The sequence below is a fragment of the Enterobacter cloacae complex sp. SHL020 genome, from assembly GCF_049236945.1.
Classification (GTDB): Bacteria; Pseudomonadota; Gammaproteobacteria; order Enterobacterales; family Enterobacteriaceae; genus Enterobacter; species Enterobacter dykesii.
Map to the genome: position 1 here is coordinate 144259 of NZ_JBMKJF010000002.1, position 19825 is coordinate 164083.

Here is a 19825-nt window from a genome sequence, read left to right on the forward strand (position 1 = left end):
ATGGTAACGGACTCAGGGCAATTATCAAATAACGCGCAATGTGCACAGGAGCAGCGCGATGGTGGTATACTTGCGCGCCTGGATGCAGCCACGGGTGTGGGCTGCTGTACTCTTTTCCATTACAAGCCTTAATACGCTTGCCTAAGAAACATTGCCGCCATGAAGTTTATCATTAAATTGTTCCCTGAAATCACCATCAAAAGCCAATCTGTGCGTTTGCGCTTTATTAAAATTCTCACCGGGAACATTCGTAACGTATTAAAGCACTACGACGAAACCCTCGCCGTGGTGCGCCACTGGGACCACGTTGAAGTGCGCGCCAAAGACGAAAACAAACGTCAGGATATTCGCGACGCGCTGACCCGTATTCCAGGGATCCACCATATCCTGGAAGTGGAAGATGTTCCGTTCAGCGATATGCACGACATCTTCGAGAAAGCGCTGGTGCAGTACCGCGACCAGATCGAAGGCAAAACCTTCTGCGTTCGCGTGAAGCGTCGCGGCAAGCACGAATTCAGCTCCATTGAAGTGGAACGTTACGTCGGCGGCGGTTTGAACCAGCACGTTGAAACGGCGCGCGTTCGTCTGACCAACCCGGACGTGACCGTGAACCTGGAGATCGAAAACGATCGCCTGCTGCTGGTGAAAGGGCGCTATGAAGGTATCGGCGGCTTCCCGATTGGCACCCAGGAAGACGTCCTGTCCCTCATCTCCGGCGGCTTCGACTCCGGCGTTTCCAGCTATATGCTGATGCGTCGCGGCTGCCGCGTGCACTACTGCTTCTTTAACCTGGGCGGCGCGGCGCACGAAATCGGCGTTCGTCAGGTCGCGCATTACCTGTGGAACCGCTTCGGCAGCTCCCACCGCGTGCGTTTCGTGGCGATCAACTTCGAACCTGTGGTCGGCGAAATCCTCGAAAAAGTGGACGACGGCCAGATGGGCGTGGTGCTGAAGCGTATGATGGTGCGTGCGGCGTCCAAAGTTGCCGAGCGCTACGGCGTGCAGGCGCTGGTCACCGGTGAAGCGCTGGGCCAGGTATCCAGCCAGACGCTGACCAACCTGCGTCTTATCGACAACGTGTCTGATACGCTGATCCTGCGTCCGCTGATCTCCCACGACAAAGAGCACATCATCGACCTGGCGCGCGAAATCGGCACCGAAGATTTTGCCCGCACCATGCCGGAATACTGCGGCGTGATCTCAAAAAGCCCAACGGTGAAGGCGGTGAAGGCGAAGATCGAAGCGGAAGAAGAGAACTTCGATTTCAGCATTCTGGAAAAAGTGGTGGAGGAAGCCTCCAACATCGACATCCGCGAGATTGCCCAGCAGACCGAGCAGGAAGTCGTAGAAGTTGAAACCGTGAGCGGTTTCGGCGCTAACGATGCGATTCTGGATATTCGCTCCATTGATGAGCAGGATGACAAGCCGCTGCAGGTTGAAGGCGTCGAAGTGGTTTCTCTGCCGTTCTACAAGCTGAGCACCAAATTCGGCGACCTCGACCAGAGCAAAACCTATCTGCTATGGTGTGAGCGTGGGGTGATGAGCCGTCTGCAGGCGCTGTATCTGCGCGAGCAGGGCTTTGCGAATGTGAAGGTGTATCGCCCGTAGTTTATTGCAGGGCGGGGGCGACCTGTTGCCTCCGCCCCTCTCCCACAGGGTGAGGGAGAACACCTATTCGTAATAATTATAAATCCCCGCAGGCATCACCAGCGATGACGCTACTTCGTACGCTTTCTCGCGCCCGACCAGCAGGTCAATAATCTTTAAGCCAAAATCAATCGCGGTGCCTGGCCCCTGGCTGGTCAGCAGGTTGACGCGCGGATCCCAGACGACGCGTTTATCCACCCAGTGCTCTTCCGGGATCGTATCCTTCAGCCCCGGGAAACCGGTCATATTGCCGATGGGGAAGATATCGTGCGGAATCAGAACCGTTCCTGCTGCGGCACAGATAGCCGCGACGATACGGCCGGATAAATGAAACTGACGCACGGTCTCGACCAGCAGCGGGCTGTCGCGAAAACATTCCGCGCCTTTTAAGCCGCCGGGCAGCACTATGATGTCGTAGTCGCCGTCAGCGACCTGAACGAGGGGGGCATCCGCGAGGATTTTCACCCCGCGTGAACAGGTGATTGCCAGATTGCCGTCGCTGGCGACGCTGGCGGTGGTGACCTTAATGCCGCCGCGCACCATCAAATCAATGGTGGTGACCGCTTCCATCTCTTCGCTACCAGGGGCGAGGCAGATCAGGGCTGACGCGCTCATATTCACTCTCCTTACGTTTAACCAGGTCATACAGACGGGCGTTTTCCGGCACCGCGATGCCGTGCGCGCGGGCGCGTTTTAGCAGATAGCCGGTGATGTAGTCGATCTCCGTGTGGCGTAATGCCCGAACATCCTGCAGCATCGAGGAGATGTTTTCTGCCGTGCTCTCAATGACCTGCTCGACATAGCAGCGTAAATCGTCTGCCGAGGTATGCAGGCCTTCCCGCTCAACGACCGCCGCGACTTCCGCACACAGTATGGCAACGTCCTGCGGATGATTTTTCAGCTCCCCGTTCGGGCAGTTCCACAGTGCCGTCAGCGGGTTGATCACGCAGTTTACCGCCAGCTTGCGCCACAGCTGAGGGCGGATGTTGTTGTGCCATGCGACGTCCGGCAGCACCTTCTGCAGCACATCGGCAAGATAGCTGTAATCACCATCCTGCGTTCTGGCGGGACCGATGTGCGTCACGCCGCTGGCGACATGCACGATGATGTTGCCGTCGCGACGAGCTGCGTGCGTGGTTGTCGCCATCAGCAGGGGCTGCGGGACGCTTTTCAGCTCATCAAGTGTCCCCATGCCGTTATGCAGCAGCAGTATGGGCGAAGTGGGGGGGAGCTGCGCGGCCAGCGTTTTTACCGCGTCTGAGACCTGCCAGGCTTTGAGCGTCACCAGTAAAAGGTCGCTTTGCGCCAGGAAATCAGGATCGTTCGCGGTGAGGGATTCGTTAAAGATGCTTCCGTCTTCACCAATCAGGTTTACACTGCAATAGGGCTGGGGCACGCGCAGCCAGCCCTGAACCTCATGTCCGTGCTTGCACAGCGCGGTCAGCCACAGCTGACCAAGCGCTCCGCATCCGAGCACCGTAATTTTCATTGTTCCTCCTCACCTGCAACTGCGCCAGGTGTTACAGCTTAATTATACAGCTAAGCTTCTGTTGAGTTATGCCTCGTAGCGGGTATTATGCAACGCAACAAAAGTGAAGGGAGAAGAAAAGATGCCATCTTTCGATATTGTTTCCGAAGTTGATATCCAGGAAGTTCGCAACGGCGTTGAGAACGCAACCCGCGAAGTTGAGTCACGTTTCGATTTTCGTGGCGTTGAGGCGTCGTTTGAGCTGAACGATGCAAATAAGACCATTAAGGTGCTGAGCGAGTCTGATTTCCAGGTTAATCAGCTGCTCGACATTCTGCGCGCCAAGCTGTTAAAGCGCGGCATCGAAGGGACGTCTCTGGACGTGCCGGAAGAGTTTGTGCACAGCGGTAAAAACTGGTTTGTTGAAGCCAGGCTGAAGCAGGGCATCGAGAGCGCGGTGCAGAAGAAGATCGTTAAGCTTATTAAAGACAGCAAGCTGAAGGTGCAGGCGCAGATCCAGGGCGAAGAAATTCGCGTGACCGGTAAGTCCCGCGACGATCTCCAGTCCGTAATGGCGCTGGTGCGCGGTGGCGATCTGGGACAACCGTTCCAGTTTAAAAACTTCCGCGATTAATATAAAAAGCCCGGTTTAACCGGGCTTTTTTTTCACGCTTTGAGCGCCTGCTCGACCTCGAAGCGGTTGGTCATTTTACTGTCTATTTTGACGTAAGCGCTGCGCTCTTCCGGGACGATGAGCACCTCTGTCACACCCTCTTTGGCTTCCAGACGCTGTTTCAGCGTATCGCTAATCTCAACATCATCCGGGATTTCTACCCGCAGGCTGCTCACGTAGCGCGGCTCTTTCATGGTGCTGGCGACCAGCAGCCAGACTGTCGCCAGGAGCGCACCGGCGAGGAACACGGTTTGTGAATCAAACAGGCCGTCCACCCAGCCGCCGAGCGAGCCGCCGATCGCCACGCCGAGAAACTGGCTGGTGGAGTAGATGCCCATCGCGGTGCCTTTATACCCGGCGGGGGATTCTTTACTGATCAGCGACGGGAGCAGCGCTTCCATCAGGTTAAAGGCCAGGAAGAACAGCTGTACGCCGGCAATCAGCTCCCAGAAGTGCGGGCCGGCACCCCAGAGCACAATTTCGGCAATCAGCAGGACCGCCACGCAGCCCACGAAGACGCGCTTCATTTTGCGCTTCACTTCGGCGTAGATGATGAACGGCACGACGGAGACAAACGAAATCAGCATCGTGACCAGATAGATTTTCCAGTGCTCAGCCGCCGGGAAACCCGCTGCGGCAAGCTGGCCGGGCAGGGCGACAAAGGTCGACATCAGCAGGATGTGCAGACACATAATGCCAAAGTTAAGCTTGAGCAGGCGCGGCTCGACAATCACTTTGCTGAAGCAGCCTTTTACCATCCCCGATTCACGGTTCAGAACGTGGTTTTTGCTGTCCGGCACGACCCACAGTGTTAAGGCAATACCGATGGTCGCCAGCACGGCAATCATCCAGAACAGGGCGTGCAGACCCAGCGTGTGCGTAATGATGGGGCCCAGCACCATCGCAATCGCAAACGTCACGCCAAAGCTCACGCCGATGAACGCCATCGCTTTGGTGCGGTTCTGCTCACGGGTTAAGTCGGACAGCAGCGCCATCACCGCGGCGGCAATCGCGCCGGAGCCCTGCAGGGCGCGGCCGAGAATAATCCCCCAGATGGAGTGGGAGAGGGCGGCAATCACGCTTCCAAGCACAAAGACCAGCAGCCCGCCGACGATCAGCGGCTTTCGGCCCACCCGGTCAGAGAGCAGGCCAAAGGGGATCTGGAAAACCGCCTGCGCCAGACCGTAGATGCCGATTGCGAGGCCAATGAGCGCCTCGCTGGCCCCCTGCAGCGCCATACCGTACGTGGTCAGAACAGGCAGGACCATAAACATGCCAAGCATCCGTAGCGAGAAGACAGTCCCTAAGCCCCAGGTCGCGCGAAGCTCGCCTGGCGTCATTTTATAATCGTTCATTACCACCTCAGTTCAAAAGCAGGCCATAGTGTAGTGCGGGGAAGGGGCGGGGTAAATAAAGGGTTATTTAACAAATATTACATGCGTTATTAGTCGATTCAGTGAATAAAAAAGGGTGCCGAAGCACCCTTTTATTGACCTGTTTGGCTTACCAGACGTAAGTCAGCAGGTTGTGTGAATCTGGCACCATGAAGTCCACGGACATCATCACGGACAGCGAGGTGATGGCCACAATCGAGAACACAAACAGTTTGCGCGCCCAGACCTTGTCATCTTCCACTTTGTAACCGCGCAGCGCCATACCGAGCCACCAGACGCTCACCGCAGCCGCTACCGCCAGATATTTATATCCAGCGTAACCACCCAGAGAGAGCATCAGCGTTGCCACGGCAAAGGCGATGATGTACAGCGTGATGTGGTTCTTGGCAACAGAAATGCCTTTCACGACCGGCAGAACCGGGATGTTCGCTGCCTGATAATCCTTAAAGCGGAAAATCGCGATGGCATAGGAGTGCGGCATCTGCCACAGGCTAAAAATAGCCAGCAGGATCAGCGCACCGCTGTCGAACTCGTTCGTGACCGCGCAGTAGCCAATCACCGGCGGCGCAGCGCCGGAGAGAGAACCAATCAGCGTGCCGTAGACGGAGTGGCGTTTCATATACAGGCTGTAGACGCCCACATACACCACGAACCCCATCACCCCCAGCCAGCAGGCCAGCGGGTTAGCACCAAACCACAGCAGCATAAAGCCAGCAATACCCAGCAAGGTGGCGTACACCAGCGAGACGGAAGGGGCGATCAGGCCTTTCACCAGCACCCGATTTTTGGTCCTTTCCATCTTCTTGTCGATATCCATGTCGATGTAGTTGTTAAATACACAACCGGACGCAACAACCAGTGACACACCGACCAGCGTGTAGATAAAGAGGGTGTAATCAATGCTGCCCTTAGAGGCCAGCAGGAACCCTCCGATCACGGAGATCAGGTTGCCAAAGATGATGCCTGGTTTCGTTACTTGCAGGTATTGCTTAAACATACTCGCCGCTCTTAGTGAACCATCATGTTGTAGTTGAGGTTCCACATAATCCAGATGGAACCGACTACCAGGATAGCGATGATAATCACGGTAAAGATAAAGGCGGTCATATTCCAGCCTTCATCGGACTTGGTGTTCATGTGCAGGAAGCAAACCAGATGCACCAGAATCTGAATCACCGCGGTCACCAGGATTGCACCCAGGATAACCGGCTTAGACGCAGAACCGCTCATCACCATCCAGAACGGGATCACCGTCAGGATGATCGACAGGATGAAACCTGTCATGTAGGTTTTTACGCTGCCGTGGGAAGCGCCATGATCGTTTGAATGACTCATTACATCGCCCCCATCAGATAAACAACAGAGAACACACAGATCCACACCACGTCCAGGAAGTGCCAGAACAGGCTCAGGCACATGATACGGGTACGGTTAGTACTGGTCAGGCCGCGACGGGAAATCTGGAACATCAGTACTGCCATCCAGATCAGACCGGAGGTCACGTGCAGACCGTGGGTACCAACCAGCGCGAAGAACGCGGACAGGAAGCCACTACGATCCGGGCCGAAGCCTTCCATGATCAGGTGATGGAATTCATAGATTTCCATCCCGATAAATCCAGCACCAAACAGCCAGGTCAACGCCAGCCAGGACACAACCTGACTCTTGTTGTTTTTGTACATGGCGATAGCCGCCATGCCGTAGGTGATGGAGCTGAATAACAGCAGTGCGGTTTCAACCAGAACGAACGGCAGTTCAAAGATGTCCTTGCCGGCCGGGCCGCCCGCCGTGCCGTTCACCAGAACGGCATAGGTCGCGAACAGACAGCAGAACAGAATGCAGTCGCTCATCAGGTAGATCCAGAAACCGAAGACTTTAGTCGGTCCTGTATCGTGGTGCGCATGCTCATGCGCGTGGGCAGTTGAGTGCGCCAGAGTATCAGTTGCCATTTTTCAGCCCCGCTTTAGAAATCTCGTCGAAATGCTGATTTTCCAGCTTCTCAACTTCACGGACTGGTACGTAGTAGTCCACGTCCTCGTCAAAGCTCTTCACAATCCAGCTGATTACGATGCCGGCGAAGCCAACAATCGCCATCCACCAGATGTGCCAGATCATTGCGAAACCAAATACCGTTGCGAAGGCGGCAATCACAATGCCCGCGCCGCTGTTTTTCGGCATGTGGATCTCTTCGTAATGAGCAGGTTGCTTGTACGCTTCACCTTTTTCTTTCATTTCCCAGAATGCGTCGCGTTCATGAACCTGCGGCACGATGGCAAAGTTATAGAAAGGCGGTGGAGAAGAGGTCGCCCACTCCAGCGTACGGCCACCCCATGGGTCACCGGTCAGGTCACGGTTCTGGTCGCGGTCGCGAATAGACACGTAGAACTGAATCAGCTGAGACGCGATACCACAGGCAATCAGCACCGCACCGCCTGCTGCAACCATCAGCATTGGGTGGAACTGCGGATCGATCTGCTGGCTCAGACGACGGGTCATACCCATGAAGCCCAGCACGTACAGCGGCATAAATGCTACGAAGAAGCCGATGATCCAGAACCAGAATGCGCGTTTACCCCATTTTTCGTTCAGCGTGAAGCCGAACGCTTTTGGCCACCAGTAGGTTACGCCAGCGAAGCAGCCGAAGACCACGCCACCGATGATAACGTTATGGAAGTGCGCAATCAGGAACAGGCTGTTGTGCAGAACGAAGTCAGCACCTGGTACCGCCAGCAGTACGCCGGTCATCCCACCTACGGAGAAGGTCACGATGAAGCCGATGGTCCACAGCATCGCTGAGTGGAACACGATACGGCCCTGATACATGGTGAACAGCCAGTTGAAGATCTTCACCCCGGTAGGGATGGCGATAATCATGGTGGTAATACCGAAGAAGGCGTTTACGTTCGCGCCCGCACCCATGGTGAAGAAGTGGTGCAGCCAAACGATGAACGACAGGACGGTAATACACACGGTTGCCCACACCAGAGAGGTGTAACCAAACAGACGTTTACGCGAGAAGGTTGCCGCGATTTCGGAGAACACACCGAACACAGGCAGAACCAGAATGTACACTTCCGGGTGACCCCAGGCCCAAATCAGGTTGATGTACATCATCATGTTGCCACCCATATCATTCGTGAAGAAATGGGTGCCCAGGTAGCGGTCCAGGGTCAGCAGCGCGATGGTGACGGTCAGAATTGGGAAGGAGGCAATAATCAGGATGTTGGCGCACAGAGATGCCCAGGTAAATACCGGCATCTTGAACATGGTCATGCCTGGGGCACGCATCTTGATAATGGTCACGAAGAAGTTGATACCGGTCAGGGTAGTACCGACACCGGAGAGCTGAAGCGCCCAAATCCAGTAGTCGACGCCAACGCCCGGACTGTACTCAATTCCTGACAGCGGCGGGTAAGCCAGCCAGCCGGTCTGCGCGAATTCGCCCACACCCAGTGACAGGTTAACCAGGATAACGCCGACAACCGTGAACCAGAAGCTCAGGTTGTTCAGGAACGGGAACGCCACGTCGCGCGCGCCGATTTGCAGCGGAACGACCACGTTCATCAGACCAATAACCAGCGGCATCGCCACGAAGAAGATCATGATAACGCCGTGGGCGGTAAAGATCTGATCGTAGTGGTGCGGTGGCAGGAAGCCGGCCTCACCCGCAGAAGCGAGTGCCTGCTGGCTACGCATCATGATCGCATCCGCAAAGCCACGAATTAACATGACGATACCGACGATGCAGTACATGATACCGAGTTTTTTGTGGTCAACCGAAGTCAGCCACTCGTTCCACAGGTAGCTCCACTTACCGAAGTAAGTGATCAGGGCCAGTAAGGCCGCGCCACCAATGATAATTGCAGCCACCGTAACCACGATAATCGGTTCATGGTAGGGCACTGCATCCAGTGTCAATTTTCCGAACATTTTCTTCCTCGGCCCCTTAGTGAGCGGTTTCCGCGTGGCTCATGTCCATGCCTTCCATACCTTCGTGCGCGCTGTGCTCGCCTTCAGGCTGGGTCATGTCCATGCTCTTGCCGTGATCCATAAATTTGCCAATAACGTCTTTGAACAAATCTGGTTTCACATTAGAGAAGTACTCCACCTTGTTGTATTCGCTTGGTGCAGCCACTTTTTCGAACGCCGCCATGTCAGACATGGTGTTTGGAGACTGCTTCGCTTTTTCAACCCACTGGTCGAAAGCGGCACGGTCTGGCGTCGCAATAGCTTTGAACTTCATACCTGAGAAGCCCGGGCCGCTATAGCTGGCGGAGATACCATCGTAGGTGCCTGCTTCATTCGCGATCAGGTGCAGGTTGGTCTGCATACCGGCCATCGCGTAAATCTGGCTACCCAGACGTGGGATGAAGAAGGAGTTCATTACGGAGTTGGAGGTCACTTTGAACTGAACCGGAGTGTTCGCCGGGAAGGCGATTTCATTCACGGTAGCAATACCCTGCTCTGGATAGATGAAGAACCATTTCCAGTCCATGGAGACCACTTCAATGGTAATAGGTTTCTCATCGTGAACCAGCGGTTTGCTTGGCTCAAGTGCGTGAGTGGTTTTCCAGGTCAGTACGGCAAGGAACAGGATGATCAGAATAGGAACCGTCCAGACCACAGCTTCCACTTTATTGGAGTGTGACCAGTTAGGGCTATACTTCGCATCTTTATTGCTCGCACGATACTTCCAGGCGAAACCAACAGCCATCAAAATGGCAGGAATAACCACAATCAACATCAGGCCAAAAGCCGTCAATATCAGTGAACGTTGTTCCAGTCCAATCTGTCCTTTGGGGTCTAGTAGTGCAGAATCGCAGCCACTGAGTAATACAGTGCCCGCGAATAATGACAACCATCCCAAACTTTTATTGTATTTCCCGAGTCTCATTTAACGACCTCAATTCCACGGAGTCTGGTGGCGTTTAAAGTGTGCGGGCATTTTACGGGAAGGTTACATTACTGTAAACATCATTAGGCCTGTGTCAGGAAGGTGTTACTGGGTTCTGCCGCACATGTCACAAGTGTTGCAAATTATGTCGGTTTTTATGACCGAAGCCGCATGGCATGGGCTTTATAACGAAAGGACCCCCAAGCATACCCTAAAAGGGGCAATTGGTATAACCATTGTTGAAAATAAACAAAAAATTAACAATTAATTATCAATAAAAAGACATCTGAAAAACGAAAAATCAAACTCTCGGATGCTGAATCGTTTAATGAAAAATAGGGTTTTGGAATGGGAGCCAATAATTTCCAAATCCTATCCCGCACAAAACAACAAATATTTTTTTTGCGCCTGGCGGCTATTTCGCCGTTATAATTTCGGTTAGTGATTACAACGGGAAATAACCTTTCGCATTTTTCTTCAGGTCATCTGCGTTTTACGCAACGCCATGAAATCAAGCAGACCTCCGATCAGGATCCCGGCGATAGCCAGCAGGGCGCCTGCGTCAAGCAGAAGGGCTTCGAAAGGGAGTACCAGAGAGGTACTGGCATTGATAATAAGCACCACAAGCCAGAGCGCCAGAGCAATGCAGCCCACCATTAACAGACGTAGCGCGAAACGGTAGGCGCTGTGATATTCGGTGCGCGGCATAAAGTGTTCTGTCCGCTGGGTATATTCCAGCGTCTGACGGCAGACCAGCAGCAATAAAATTCCCGGCAGGGCAGCCACGACCGAGAAGAGATAAAATGTTGGCCAGCCGTGGGCTTCCACGAACCAGCCGGCAATCGGGCCAACGTACACGCGGCCAACGGCGGAAAGCGCCGAGAGCAGAGCGAACTGGGTAGCGGAAAACGACTTGTTGCACAGGGTCATCAGCAGGGCAACAAACGCCGCTGTTCCCATGCCGCCGCAGAGGTTTTCGAAGAACACCGCCGCGGCCATGCTGATCGTATGTTTGTCGGTAATCGACAGCAGCCAGTAGCCTGCGTTAGAGGCGCCCTGAAGGATGCCAAAAATCAGCAGCGCGCGAAACAGCGTCAGGCGCTGCATCAATACGCCGCCATAAAGCGCGCCGACGATGGTCGCAAACAGCCCCAGAGTTTTATTCACCACACCCACTTCACCGGCGTCAAAACCGACGCCCCTGATCAGGAAGGTGGTGGTGAGGCTCATGGCAAAGGCGTCGCCCAGCTTATAAAGAACGATAAGCAGCAGGATCAGCCAGGCGTTGTTGCGGCCAAAGAAGTCTCGGAGCGGTTCGGCGACGGCCTGCTCCAGCGAGCGGGGAACCGGGATGACATCACTCGGTTCGGGCGCGAACAGCGTCGCGATAATGCAGGGGATCAGCAGGGCGGCCATCAGCCAGTACATGCCCTGCCAGCCAAGGTAACGGTCGGCAAGCCACAGCGCCAGCCCGCCGGAGACCAGCATCCCGAGGCGATAGCCCAGCACGCTGATTGCCGCACCGGCGCCGCGCTCTTCCGCAGGTAACACGTCCGTCTTCCAGGCGTCGAACACGATATCCTGAGAGGCGGAACAGAAGGCAATCACCACCGCAAGCGCGGCCATCCAGCGAAGCTGGGTGGTGGGTTCAAGAAATCCCATCGCCGCGATGGCCAGCAGCAGCAGGATCTGCGTCATTACTAACCAGCCGCGTCGACGCCCGAGGAAAGGCGGCGTGTAGCGATCCATGACCGGAGACCACAGGAACTTAAAGACATAGGCCTGGCCGACAAGCGAGAAGAAACCAATGGTTTTAAGATCGATGTTCTCAACCGTCATCCACGCCTGAAGCGTGCCGGAAGTGAGCGCGAGGGGTAAACCCGAGGCGAAGCCGAGGATCAGCAGAATCGCTGATTTCGGTTGCTGGAAAATGCGTAAGTAATGGCTGGACATATTCTTATAAAACTGACCCGGTGATACACCGGGTCAGAGAGCGGGATTAACGCGCGTTCTGCTTGATGAAGTCGTGAATGCTGGTGTCCTGCGCCATATCGGCGATGGTGTCGGTCAGCACGCTGTTCACGGCGTTAGCAATGTTCTGGTTAGAAGCCTGGAAGGCACCTTCAACAGAGTAGCTGGCGCGGTAGTTTTTGGTCATCTTGTTGCCATTCTTCGCGGTGGCAATGATGGCGATATCCGCTTTGGTCGCGATGTTGTAGCGCACGTTGCCCTGAGACACGTCAGCGTACAGGTTGTTCACGATGATCTGCAGATCGACCGCGCCGCTTGGGCCAATCATGTAGCCGCGAGCGGTCATCTGTTTCTCCAGCACTTCCTGGAGCAGGAAGCGCAGGTCGCGGGACGCGGTGAGGGTAACCTGCTGGTTATCGCGGGTCACTTTTGCCAGCGCCTGATCCTGACGCTGATCGGCACCGTTAATGCTCACGGTGACGCCCATCAGGCTTGGGTCCTGCTGAGGCAGGGTGATTTTTGGTGAGACATCAATGGTGGTAGGCGGGGTAGCACAGCCTGCCAGCATAAAAAGGGCTACCAACGGAAAGAAGAGTTTTTTTAACATTTTCGGGTTCTCAACGAATCGTAAGCATATAAAGAGAAAAATTGCCGCCATCATAACATCGCCAACGGCGAGGGGAAGTGGTCAACGCATGTAAATTCATCGCCTTGTCCGAAAACTGACCAGTTCACCGTTTTTCCCAATCCGTGTATGACAAAAGGTATGAGTCTCACAGTGAACTTCATTCGTTTGAATGAGAAAATCAGACGAAAGCTAAATATTTGTTGTCAAGGTGTAATGGAAACGGTAAAAGCGGCTAACATTTAAAGGGATGGGTGACATCCTGGCGTTGTCGGAGGAGTAATTTCATGATGATACGTGAGCATATAGAAGATAAATTAAGGGCAGCGTTCAACCCTGTGTTCCTCGAAGTCGTCGACGAAAGCTATCGTCATAACGTGCCGGCAGGTTCTGAAAGCCACTTTAAAGTGGTTCTGGTTAGCGATCGCTTCACGGGAGAACGTTTCCTGAATCGACACCGCTTGATCTACAGCACCTTGACGGAAGAACTCTCCACGACCGTGCATGCGCTGGCACTGCATACCTACACCATTAAGGAATGGGAAGGCCTGCAGGATACGGTCTTCGCATCACCGCCCTGTCGCGGAGCAGGCACTATCGCCTGATAAATCGGATTTGCAACGGCTGGAGCTTTTCCAGTATGTTGCTTACAGATTTCCTCAAAACGGCCTCCGGGCCGTTTTGTTTTGTTTGAGTTTTGAGCGGATGGTGCGATTTTAAGGCTAAAAATAGCCTTAAAGTGTGAAAAAAGCCGCAGCAACATGCCCCAACCGTTCTCGACTCACCTAAGTGATGCCGCTATAATGCCGCGTCTTATTGAATGTCTTCGGGATGATTCTGGCGACAGGGAATGTGAATCTGCACTAAGAGAGCATCCCGGTATAACAGACAGATTCAGAGTTGACCGAGCACTGTGATTTTTTTGAGGTAACAAGATGCAAGTTTCAGTTGAAACCACTCAAGGCCTTGGCCGCCGTGTAACGATTACTATCGCTGCTGACAGCATCGAAACTGCTGTGAAAAGCGAGCTGGTCAACGTAGCAAAAAAAGTACGTATTGACGGCTTCCGCAAGGGCAAAGTACCAATGAATGTTGTTGCTCAGCGTTATGGCGCTTCCGTGCGTCAGGATGTGCTGGGTGAACTGATGAGCCGCAACTTTATCGATGCGATCATCAAAGAAAAAATCAATCCAGCCGGCGCGCCGAACTACGTTCCAGGCGAATACAAACTGGGCGAAGACTTCACCTACTCCGTAGAGTTCGAAGTGTACCCGGAAGTTGAGCTGAAAGGTCTGGAATCTATCGAAGTTGAAAAACCAGTTGTTTCCGTGACTGACGAAGACGTTGACGGCATGCTGGATACCCTGCGCAAGCAGCAGGCGAACTGGAAAGAGAAAGAAGGCGCTGTTGACGCTGAAGACCGTGTCACCATCGACTTCACCGGTTCTGTAGACGGCGAAGAGTTCGAAGGCGGTAAAGCGTCTGACTTCGTACTGGCGATGGGCCAGGGTCGTATGATCCCAGGCTTCGAAGACGGTATCAAAGGCCACAAGGCTGGCGAAGAGTTCACCATCGACGTGACCTTCCCGGAAGAATACCACGCTGAAAACCTGAAAGGGAAAGCAGCGAAGTTCGCTATCAACCTGAAGAAAGTTGAAGAGCGCGAACTGCCAGAACTGACTGAAGAATTCATCAAGCGTTTCGGCGTGGAAGATGGTTCCGTAGCGGGTCTGCGTACCGAAGTGCGTAAGAACATGGAACGTGAACTGAACGGCGCGATGCGTAACCGTGTGAAATCTCAGGCGATCGAAGGTCTGGTGAAAGCCAACGAAATCGACGTTCCAGCTGCCCTGATCGACAGCGAAATCGACGTTCTGCGCCGTCAGGCTGCACAGCGTTTCGGTGGCAACCAGCAGCAAGCGATGGAACTGCCACGCGAGCTGTTCGAAGAGCAAGCGAAACGCCGCGTTGTTGTTGGCCTGCTGCTGGGCGAAGTGATTCGTACCCACGAGCTGAAAGCTGACGAAGAGCGTGTGAAGGGCCTGATCGAAGAGATGGCTTCTGCATATGAAGATCCATCAGAAGTTATCGAGTTCTACGGTAAGAACAAAGAGCTGATGGACAACATGCGCAATGTTGCCCTGGAAGAGCAGGCTGTTGAAGCGGTACTGGCGAAAGCGAAAGTGACTGAAAAAGCGACCTCTTTCAACGAACTGATGAACCAGCAGGCGTAATTTCGCCCCAACGGTTTAAAGTTTGAACAGAAAACCCGTTGCCTTGCGGCAGCGGGTTTTTTTTATCGCAGCGATAGCCCAGGAAGAGTGCTAAAACGCCCTTTCGGTGTTAGCGTAACAACAAAAGGTTGTTATGCTTGAAATAGGGCACTGTGAACCCCATAAGTACGTAATCATGATGAATGAGACTGGCTGATAATCCGTCCGTAAGGTTACAATCAGTACAGCAGGTGTTTTCAATTTTGATCCAGGAGACGGAAATGTCATACAGTGGCGAACGAGATAACTTTGCACCCCATATGGCTCTGGTGCCAATGGTTATTGAACAGACCTCACGTGGTGAGCGTTCTTTTGATATCTATTCCCGTCTGCTCAAGGAACGCGTTATCTTTCTGACCGGCCAGGTGGAAGACCACATGGCTAACCTGATCGTGGCGCAGATGCTGTTTCTGGAAGCGGAAAACCCGGAAAAAGACATTTACCTGTACATTAACTCCCCGGGTGGCGTGATTACAGCAGGTATGTCCATTTATGACACCATGCAATTCATCAAGCCTGATGTAAGCACTATCTGTATGGGTCAGGCTGCATCTATGGGTGCGTTCCTGTTAACAGCAGGGGCGAAAGGTAAGCGTTTCTGCTTGCCAAATTCCCGCGTGATGATTCACCAGCCGCTGGGCGGTTACCAGGGGCAGGCGACGGATATCGAAATCCACGCCCGCGAAATTCTGAAAGTAAAAGCGCGCATGAATGAACTTATGGCGCAGCATACGGGTCAACCACTCGAGCAGATCGAGCGCGATACCGAGCGCGATCGCTTCCTCTCTGCTCCAGAGGCAGTTGAGTACGGCTTAGTCGACTCCGTGTTGACCCATCGTAATTGATGCCCGCGACGCGAGTGTGCCGCTATACTAAGGTAGGGCGGCACGCTGCTGATTGCAGCTTGCGTCTTAGAATGGCATTTGCGTCGTCATGTGCGGCACAAAGAACTTAAAAAGAGGTTTGGACTCATGACAGATAAACGCAAAGATGGTTCGGGCAAACTGCTGTACTGCTCTTTTTGCGGCAAAAGCCAGCATGAAGTGCGTAAACTGATTGCCGGGCCGTCCGTGTATATCTGCGACGAATGTGTCGATTTATGTAACGACATCATTCGCGAAGAGATTAAAGAAGTCGCACCGCACCGTGAGCGCAGCGCGCTGCCAACGCCGCATGAAATTCGTCATCACCTTGACGACTACGTCATCGGACAGGAGCAGGCCAAGAAAGTGCTGGCGGTAGCGGTCTACAACCACTACAAACGTCTGCGTAACGGCGATACCAGCAATGGCGTAGAACTGGGTAAAAGTAACATTCTGCTGATCGGCCCAACCGGTTCCGGTAAAACGCTGCTGGCTGAAACTCTGGCGCGCCTGCTTGATGTTCCGTTCACGATGGCGGATGCCACCACCCTGACCGAGGCCGGTTATGTGGGTGAGGACGTCGAAAACATCATTCAGAAACTGCTGCAGAAGTGCGATTACGATGTACAGAAAGCGCAGCGCGGGATTGTTTACATCGATGAGATCGACAAGATCTCCCGTAAATCAGACAACCCGTCCATTACCCGTGACGTATCGGGTGAAGGCGTACAGCAGGCGCTGCTGAAACTGATTGAAGGTACGGTTGCCGCCGTTCCGCCACAGGGTGGTCGTAAGCATCCGCAGCAGGAGTTCCTGCAGGTTGATACCTCCAAGATCCTGTTCATCTGTGGCGGTGCGTTTGCTGGTCTGGACAAAGTCATCTCCCACCGTGTTGAAACCGGCTCCGGCATTGGTTTTGGCGCAACGGTGAAATCGACGTCAGAAAAACCAAACGAAGGCGAACTGCTGTCTCAGGTTGAACCGGAAGATCTGATCAAATTCGGTCTGATCCCTGAATTCATCGGCCGTCTGCCGGTTGTGGCAACGCTGAATGAGCTGAGCGAAGACGCGCTGATCCAGATCCTGAAAGAGCCGAAAAATGCGCTGACCAAGCAGTACCAGGCGCTGTTCAATCTGGAAGGCGTTGATCTGGAATTCCGCGACGAAGCGCTGGATGCGATTGCCAAGAAAGCGATGGTTCGTAAAACCGGTGCCCGTGGTCTGCGTTCAATTGTTGAAGCGGCACTGCTCGACACCATGTACGATCTCCCATCAATGGAAGACGTTGAGAAAGTGGTGATTGACGAGTCCGTCATTAGCGGTCAAACCAAGCCGCTGCTGATTTACGGCAAACCGGAAGCGCAGCAGGCATCTGGCGAATAATTAACCAAATCATACAAGCAGTTAATCAAAAAGGGGGGATTTTATCTCCCCTTTACTTTTTCCGTATTCATAGCGTTGAATGTGTGGGAAACATCCCCATATACTGGATACATGTTAATGGTTATGTGAAGCACAGTGACATGACCAGCTTACCTGGCGGACACTAACTAAGAGAGAGCTCTATGAATCCTGAGCGTTCTGAACGCATTGAAATCCCCGTATTGCCGTTGCGCGATGTGGTGGTTTATCCGCACATGGTCATACCCTTATTTGTAGGGCGGGAAAAATCTATCCGTTGCCTCGAAGCCGCCATGGATCATGATAAAAAAATCATGCTGGTGGCGCAGAAAGAAGCATCAACGGATGAGCCGGGTGTAAACGATCTTTTCACCGTCGGGACCGTGGCCTCTATTCTGCAGATGCTGAAGCTGCCTGACGGCACCGTGAAGGTGCTGGTAGAAGGCCTGCAGCGTGCGCGTATTACCACTCTGTCAGACGACGGCGAACACTTCTCTGCCAAGGCAGAGTACCTTGATTCGCCTGAGCTTGATGAGCGCGAGCAGGAAGTGCTGGTGCGCACCGCGATTAGCCAGTTTGAAGGCTATATCAAGCTGAACAAGAAAATTCCACCAGAAGTGCTGACGTCGCTGAACAGCATCGACGATCCTGCGCGTCTGGCGGACACCATCGCTGCACATATGCCGCTGAAGCTGGCTGACAAACAGTCCGTGCTGGAAATGTCCGACGTTAACGAACGTCTGGAATACCTGATGGCGATGATGGAGTCTGAAATCGATCTGCTGCAGGTTGAGAAGCGCATTCGCAACCGCGTCAAAAAGCAGATGGAGAAATCTCAGCGTGAGTACTATCTGAATGAGCAAATGAAGGCCATTCAGAAAGAACTGGGCGAGATGGACGACGCGCCGGACGAAAACGAAGCGCTGAAGCGTAAGATCGACGCGGCGAAGATGCCGAAAGAGGCGAAAGAGAAGGCCGAAGCAGAACTGCAGAAGCTTAAAATGATGTCTCCAATGTCGGCTGAAGCGACCGTTGTACGCGGCTACATTGAGTGGATGGTGCAGGTTCCGTGGAACGCCCGCAGCAAGGTCAAAAAAGACCTGCGTCAGGCGCAGGAAATCCTGGATACCGACCACTACGGCCTGGAACGCGTGAAAGACCGCATTCTTGAATACCTCGCGGTACAAAGCCGTGTAAACAAAATCAAAGGCCCAATTCTGTGCCTGGTAGGACCGCCGGGGGTGGGTAAAACCTCTCTGGGTCAGTCCATCGCCAAAGCGACCGGACGCAAGTATATCCGTATGGCGCTGGGTGGCGTACGCGATGAAGCGGAAATCCGCGGTCACCGCCGTACCTACATCGGTTCTATGCCGGGTAAACTGATCCAGAAGATGGCGAAAGTGGGGGTTAAAAACCCGCTGTTCCTGCTCGATGAAATCGACAAGATGTCGTCGGACATGCGCGGTGACCCTGCGTCTGCACTGCTGGAAGTGCTTGATCCAGAACAGAACGTGGCGTTCAGCGATCACTACCTGGAAGTGGACTACGACCTGAGCGATGTGATGTTCGTGGCGACCTCCAACTCCATGAACATTCCGGCCCCGCTGCTGGACCGTATGGAAGTGATTCGTCTCTCCGGTTATACCGAAGATGAGAAGCTGAATATCGCTAAGCAGCACCTGCTGCCGAAACAGATTGAGCGTAACGCGCTGAAATCCAACGAGCTGACCGTCGAGGACAGCGCGATTATCGGCATTATTCGCTACTACACCCGTGAAGCGGGGGTGCGTAGCCTTGAGCGTGAAATCTCTAAACTGTGTCGTAAAGCGGTGAAACAGCTGCTGCTGGATAAGAGCCTGAAACACATTGTGATTAACGGCGACAATCTGCATGCCTATCTCGGCGTCCAGCGCTTCGACTACGGTCGCGCGGACAACGAAAACCGCGTTGGTCAGGTAACTGGCCTGGCATGGACGGAAGTGGGCGGCGATCTGCTGACCATCGAAACCGCCTGTGTACCGGGTAAAGGCAAACTGACCTACACCGGCTCGCTGGGGGAAGTGATGCAGGAATCCATCCAGGCGGCGCTGACCGTGGTGCGCGCGCGCGCGGAGAAACTGGGTATCAACTCTGATTTCTACGAAAAACGCGACATCCACGTGCACGTTCCGGAAGGGGCGACGCCGAAAGACGGTCCAAGCGCGGGTATTGCCATGTGTACCGCTCTGGTTTCCTGCCTGACAGGGAACCCGGTGCGTGCCGATGTGGCAATGACCGGTGAAATTACGCTGCGTGGTCAGGTTCTGCCGATTGGGGGTTTAAAAGAAAAACTGCTGGCGGCACACCGCGGTGGGATCAAAACCGTATTGATCCCTTACGAAAACAAACGCGATCTGGAAGAGATTCCGGACAACGTGATTGCCGATCTGCAGATCCATCCTGTGAAGCGAATTGAGGAAGTTCTCAGTCTCGCACTGCAGAATGAACCCTCCGGAATGCAGGTTGTAACCGCAAAATAGTGACCTCGCGCAAAGAGCGTCAATAAAAACAAGGCTGGTAAGTCATTTCGCACTTGCCAGCCTTTTTTTGTATAGCTAATTTAGATTGCTGATTAGG

17 protein-coding genes are annotated in these 19825 nt (G+C 53.8%); 7 read left to right on the forward strand and 10 right to left on the reverse strand.

Annotated features, from left to right (window positions below):
• Positions 1-159 precede the first annotated feature (159 nt).
• On the forward strand, positions 160-1608 hold the full coding sequence (thiI, locus tag ACOTZB_RS05760) for a tRNA uracil 4-sulfurtransferase ThiI (protein WP_023310562.1): 1449 nt from the start codon (positions 160-162) through the stop codon (positions 1606-1608).
• 63 nt (positions 1609-1671) lie between these two features.
• Here the strand turns inward: thiI and yajL are convergent, their stop codons facing one another.
• Positions 1672-2262 carry a protein deglycase YajL gene (yajL, locus tag ACOTZB_RS05765; protein ID WP_023310563.1) on the reverse strand — a complete coding sequence of 197 codons (591 nt, stop codon included), beginning with the start codon at positions 2260-2262 and terminating at the stop codon, positions 1672-1674.
• The gene (gene panE / locus ACOTZB_RS05770) at positions 2225-3136 is read right to left on the reverse strand and encodes a 2-dehydropantoate 2-reductase (protein ID WP_058841173.1); all 912 of its coding nucleotides are present in this window, start codon (positions 3134-3136) and stop codon (positions 2225-2227) included. Before panE ends, yajL begins: the two co-directional genes overlap by 38 nt.
• Before the next feature lie 121 nt (positions 3137-3257).
• Between panE and ACOTZB_RS05775 the strand changes: the two genes are divergently transcribed.
• Complete coding sequence (locus ACOTZB_RS05775; RefSeq protein WP_033144770.1) at positions 3258-3749, forward strand: YajQ family cyclic di-GMP-binding protein; 492 nt, start codon at positions 3258-3260, stop codon at positions 3747-3749.
• 32 nt (positions 3750-3781) lie between these two features.
• Here the strand turns inward: ACOTZB_RS05775 and ACOTZB_RS05780 are convergent, their stop codons facing one another.
• The 8 genes from ACOTZB_RS05780 to ACOTZB_RS05815 all read right to left on the reverse strand — a co-directional run bounded on the left by ACOTZB_RS05780 (position 3782) and on the right by ACOTZB_RS05815 (position 12654).
• Positions 3782-5143, reverse strand: a complete 1362-nt coding sequence (locus ACOTZB_RS05780; RefSeq protein WP_064673451.1) for an MFS transporter — start codon at positions 5141-5143, stop codon at positions 3782-3784.
• A gap of 148 nt (positions 5144-5291) precedes the next feature.
• The gene (gene cyoE, locus ACOTZB_RS05785; RefSeq protein WP_013095848.1) at positions 5292-6179 is read right to left on the reverse strand and encodes a heme o synthase; all 888 of its coding nucleotides are present in this window, start codon (positions 6177-6179) and stop codon (positions 5292-5294) included.
• Between the two features lie 11 nt (positions 6180-6190).
• A complete protein-coding gene (locus ACOTZB_RS05790; protein ID WP_006176899.1) occupies positions 6191-6517 on the reverse strand; it encodes a cytochrome o ubiquinol oxidase subunit IV in 327 nt (108 codons plus the stop codon).
• Entirely contained in the window at positions 6517-7131 is a 615-nt protein-coding gene (locus tag ACOTZB_RS05795) for a cytochrome o ubiquinol oxidase subunit III (RefSeq protein WP_421626673.1), read from the reverse strand. The genes ACOTZB_RS05790 and ACOTZB_RS05795 overlap by 1 nt, the downstream gene beginning before the upstream one ends.
• Positions 7121-9112, reverse strand: coding sequence for a cytochrome o ubiquinol oxidase subunit I (cyoB, locus tag ACOTZB_RS05800; protein ID WP_014168864.1), 1992 nt, complete (start codon positions 9110-9112; stop codon positions 7121-7123). Before cyoB ends, ACOTZB_RS05795 begins: the two co-directional genes overlap by 11 nt.
• Positions 9113-9128: 16 nt before the next feature.
• Positions 9129-10076: a cytochrome o ubiquinol oxidase subunit II gene (gene cyoA, locus ACOTZB_RS05805; protein ID WP_014882770.1), complete on the reverse strand. Its 948-nt coding sequence runs from the start codon at positions 10074-10076 to the stop codon at positions 9129-9131.
• Positions 10077-10553: 477 nt separating this feature from the next.
• A complete protein-coding gene (gene ampG, locus ACOTZB_RS05810) occupies positions 10554-12029 on the reverse strand; it encodes a muropeptide MFS transporter AmpG (protein ID WP_421626674.1) in 1476 nt (491 codons plus the stop codon).
• A gap of 46 nt (positions 12030-12075) precedes the next feature.
• Positions 12076-12654, reverse strand: coding sequence for a lipoprotein (locus tag ACOTZB_RS05815; protein WP_023310568.1), 579 nt, complete (start codon positions 12652-12654; stop codon positions 12076-12078).
• A 305-nt stretch (positions 12655-12959) separates the two neighbouring features.
• Between ACOTZB_RS05815 and bolA the strand changes: the two genes are divergently transcribed.
• The 5 genes from bolA (at position 12960) to lon (ending at position 19728) form a co-directional block, all read left to right on the forward strand.
• Positions 12960-13277, forward strand: a complete 318-nt coding sequence (gene bolA, locus ACOTZB_RS05820) for a transcriptional regulator BolA (protein WP_021241655.1) — start codon at positions 12960-12962, stop codon at positions 13275-13277.
• Positions 13278-13607: 330 nt separating this feature from the next.
• Positions 13608-14906: a trigger factor gene (tig, locus tag ACOTZB_RS05825; RefSeq protein WP_421626675.1), complete on the forward strand. Its 1299-nt coding sequence runs from the start codon at positions 13608-13610 to the stop codon at positions 14904-14906.
• Positions 14907-15166: 260 nt separating this feature from the next.
• A complete protein-coding gene (gene clpP, locus ACOTZB_RS05830) occupies positions 15167-15790 on the forward strand; it encodes an ATP-dependent Clp endopeptidase proteolytic subunit ClpP (RefSeq protein ID WP_010428105.1) in 624 nt (207 codons plus the stop codon).
• A 126-nt stretch (positions 15791-15916) separates the two neighbouring features.
• Entirely contained in the window at positions 15917-17191 is a 1275-nt protein-coding gene (gene clpX / locus ACOTZB_RS05835; protein WP_023310570.1) for an ATP-dependent protease ATP-binding subunit ClpX, read from the forward strand.
• A 182-nt stretch (positions 17192-17373) separates the two neighbouring features.
• Complete coding sequence (gene lon, locus ACOTZB_RS05840; protein WP_421626676.1) at positions 17374-19728, forward strand: endopeptidase La; 2355 nt, start codon at positions 17374-17376, stop codon at positions 19726-19728.
• Positions 19729-19825: the final 97 nt, after the last annotated feature.

Coding starts and splice junctions, on each gene's coding strand:
- ACOTZB_RS05815 (WP_023310568.1), bottom strand. CDS start 12,654: ATGTTAAAAAAACTCTTCTTTCCGTTGGTAGCCCTTTTTATGCTGGCA.
- bolA (WP_021241655.1), top strand. CDS start 12,960: ATGATGATACGTGAGCATATAGAAGATAAATTAAGGGCAGCGTTCAAC.
- yajL (WP_023310563.1), bottom strand. CDS start 2,262: ATGAGCGCGTCAGCCCTGATCTGCCTCGCCCCTGGTAGCGAAGAGATG.
- ACOTZB_RS05795 (WP_421626673.1), bottom strand. CDS start 7,131: ATGGCAACTGATACTCTGGCGCACTCAACTGCCCACGCGCATGAGCAT.
- thiI (WP_023310562.1), top strand. CDS start 160: ATGAAGTTTATCATTAAATTGTTCCCTGAAATCACCATCAAAAGCCAA.
- lon (WP_421626676.1), top strand. CDS start 17,374: ATGAATCCTGAGCGTTCTGAACGCATTGAAATCCCCGTATTGCCGTTG.
- ACOTZB_RS05790 (WP_006176899.1), bottom strand. CDS start 6,517: ATGAGTCATTCAAACGATCATGGCGCTTCCCACGGCAGCGTAAAAACC.
- cyoA (WP_014882770.1), bottom strand. CDS start 10,076: ATGAGACTCGGGAAATACAATAAAAGTTTGGGATGGTTGTCATTATTC.
- ACOTZB_RS05775 (WP_033144770.1), top strand. CDS start 3,258: ATGCCATCTTTCGATATTGTTTCCGAAGTTGATATCCAGGAAGTTCGC.
- tig (WP_421626675.1), top strand. CDS start 13,608: ATGCAAGTTTCAGTTGAAACCACTCAAGGCCTTGGCCGCCGTGTAACG.
- clpX (WP_023310570.1), top strand. CDS start 15,917: ATGACAGATAAACGCAAAGATGGTTCGGGCAAACTGCTGTACTGCTCT.
- cyoE (WP_013095848.1), bottom strand. CDS start 6,179: ATGTTTAAGCAATACCTGCAAGTAACGAAACCAGGCATCATCTTTGGC.
- ampG (WP_421626674.1), bottom strand. CDS start 12,029: ATGTCCAGCCATTACTTACGCATTTTCCAGCAACCGAAATCAGCGATT.
- ACOTZB_RS05780 (WP_064673451.1), bottom strand. CDS start 5,143: ATGAACGATTATAAAATGACGCCAGGCGAGCTTCGCGCGACCTGGGGC.
- panE (WP_058841173.1), bottom strand. CDS start 3,136: ATGAAAATTACGGTGCTCGGATGCGGAGCGCTTGGTCAGCTGTGGCTG.
- cyoB (WP_014168864.1), bottom strand. CDS start 9,112: ATGTTCGGAAAATTGACACTGGATGCAGTGCCCTACCATGAACCGATT.
- clpP (WP_010428105.1), top strand. CDS start 15,167: ATGTCATACAGTGGCGAACGAGATAACTTTGCACCCCATATGGCTCTG.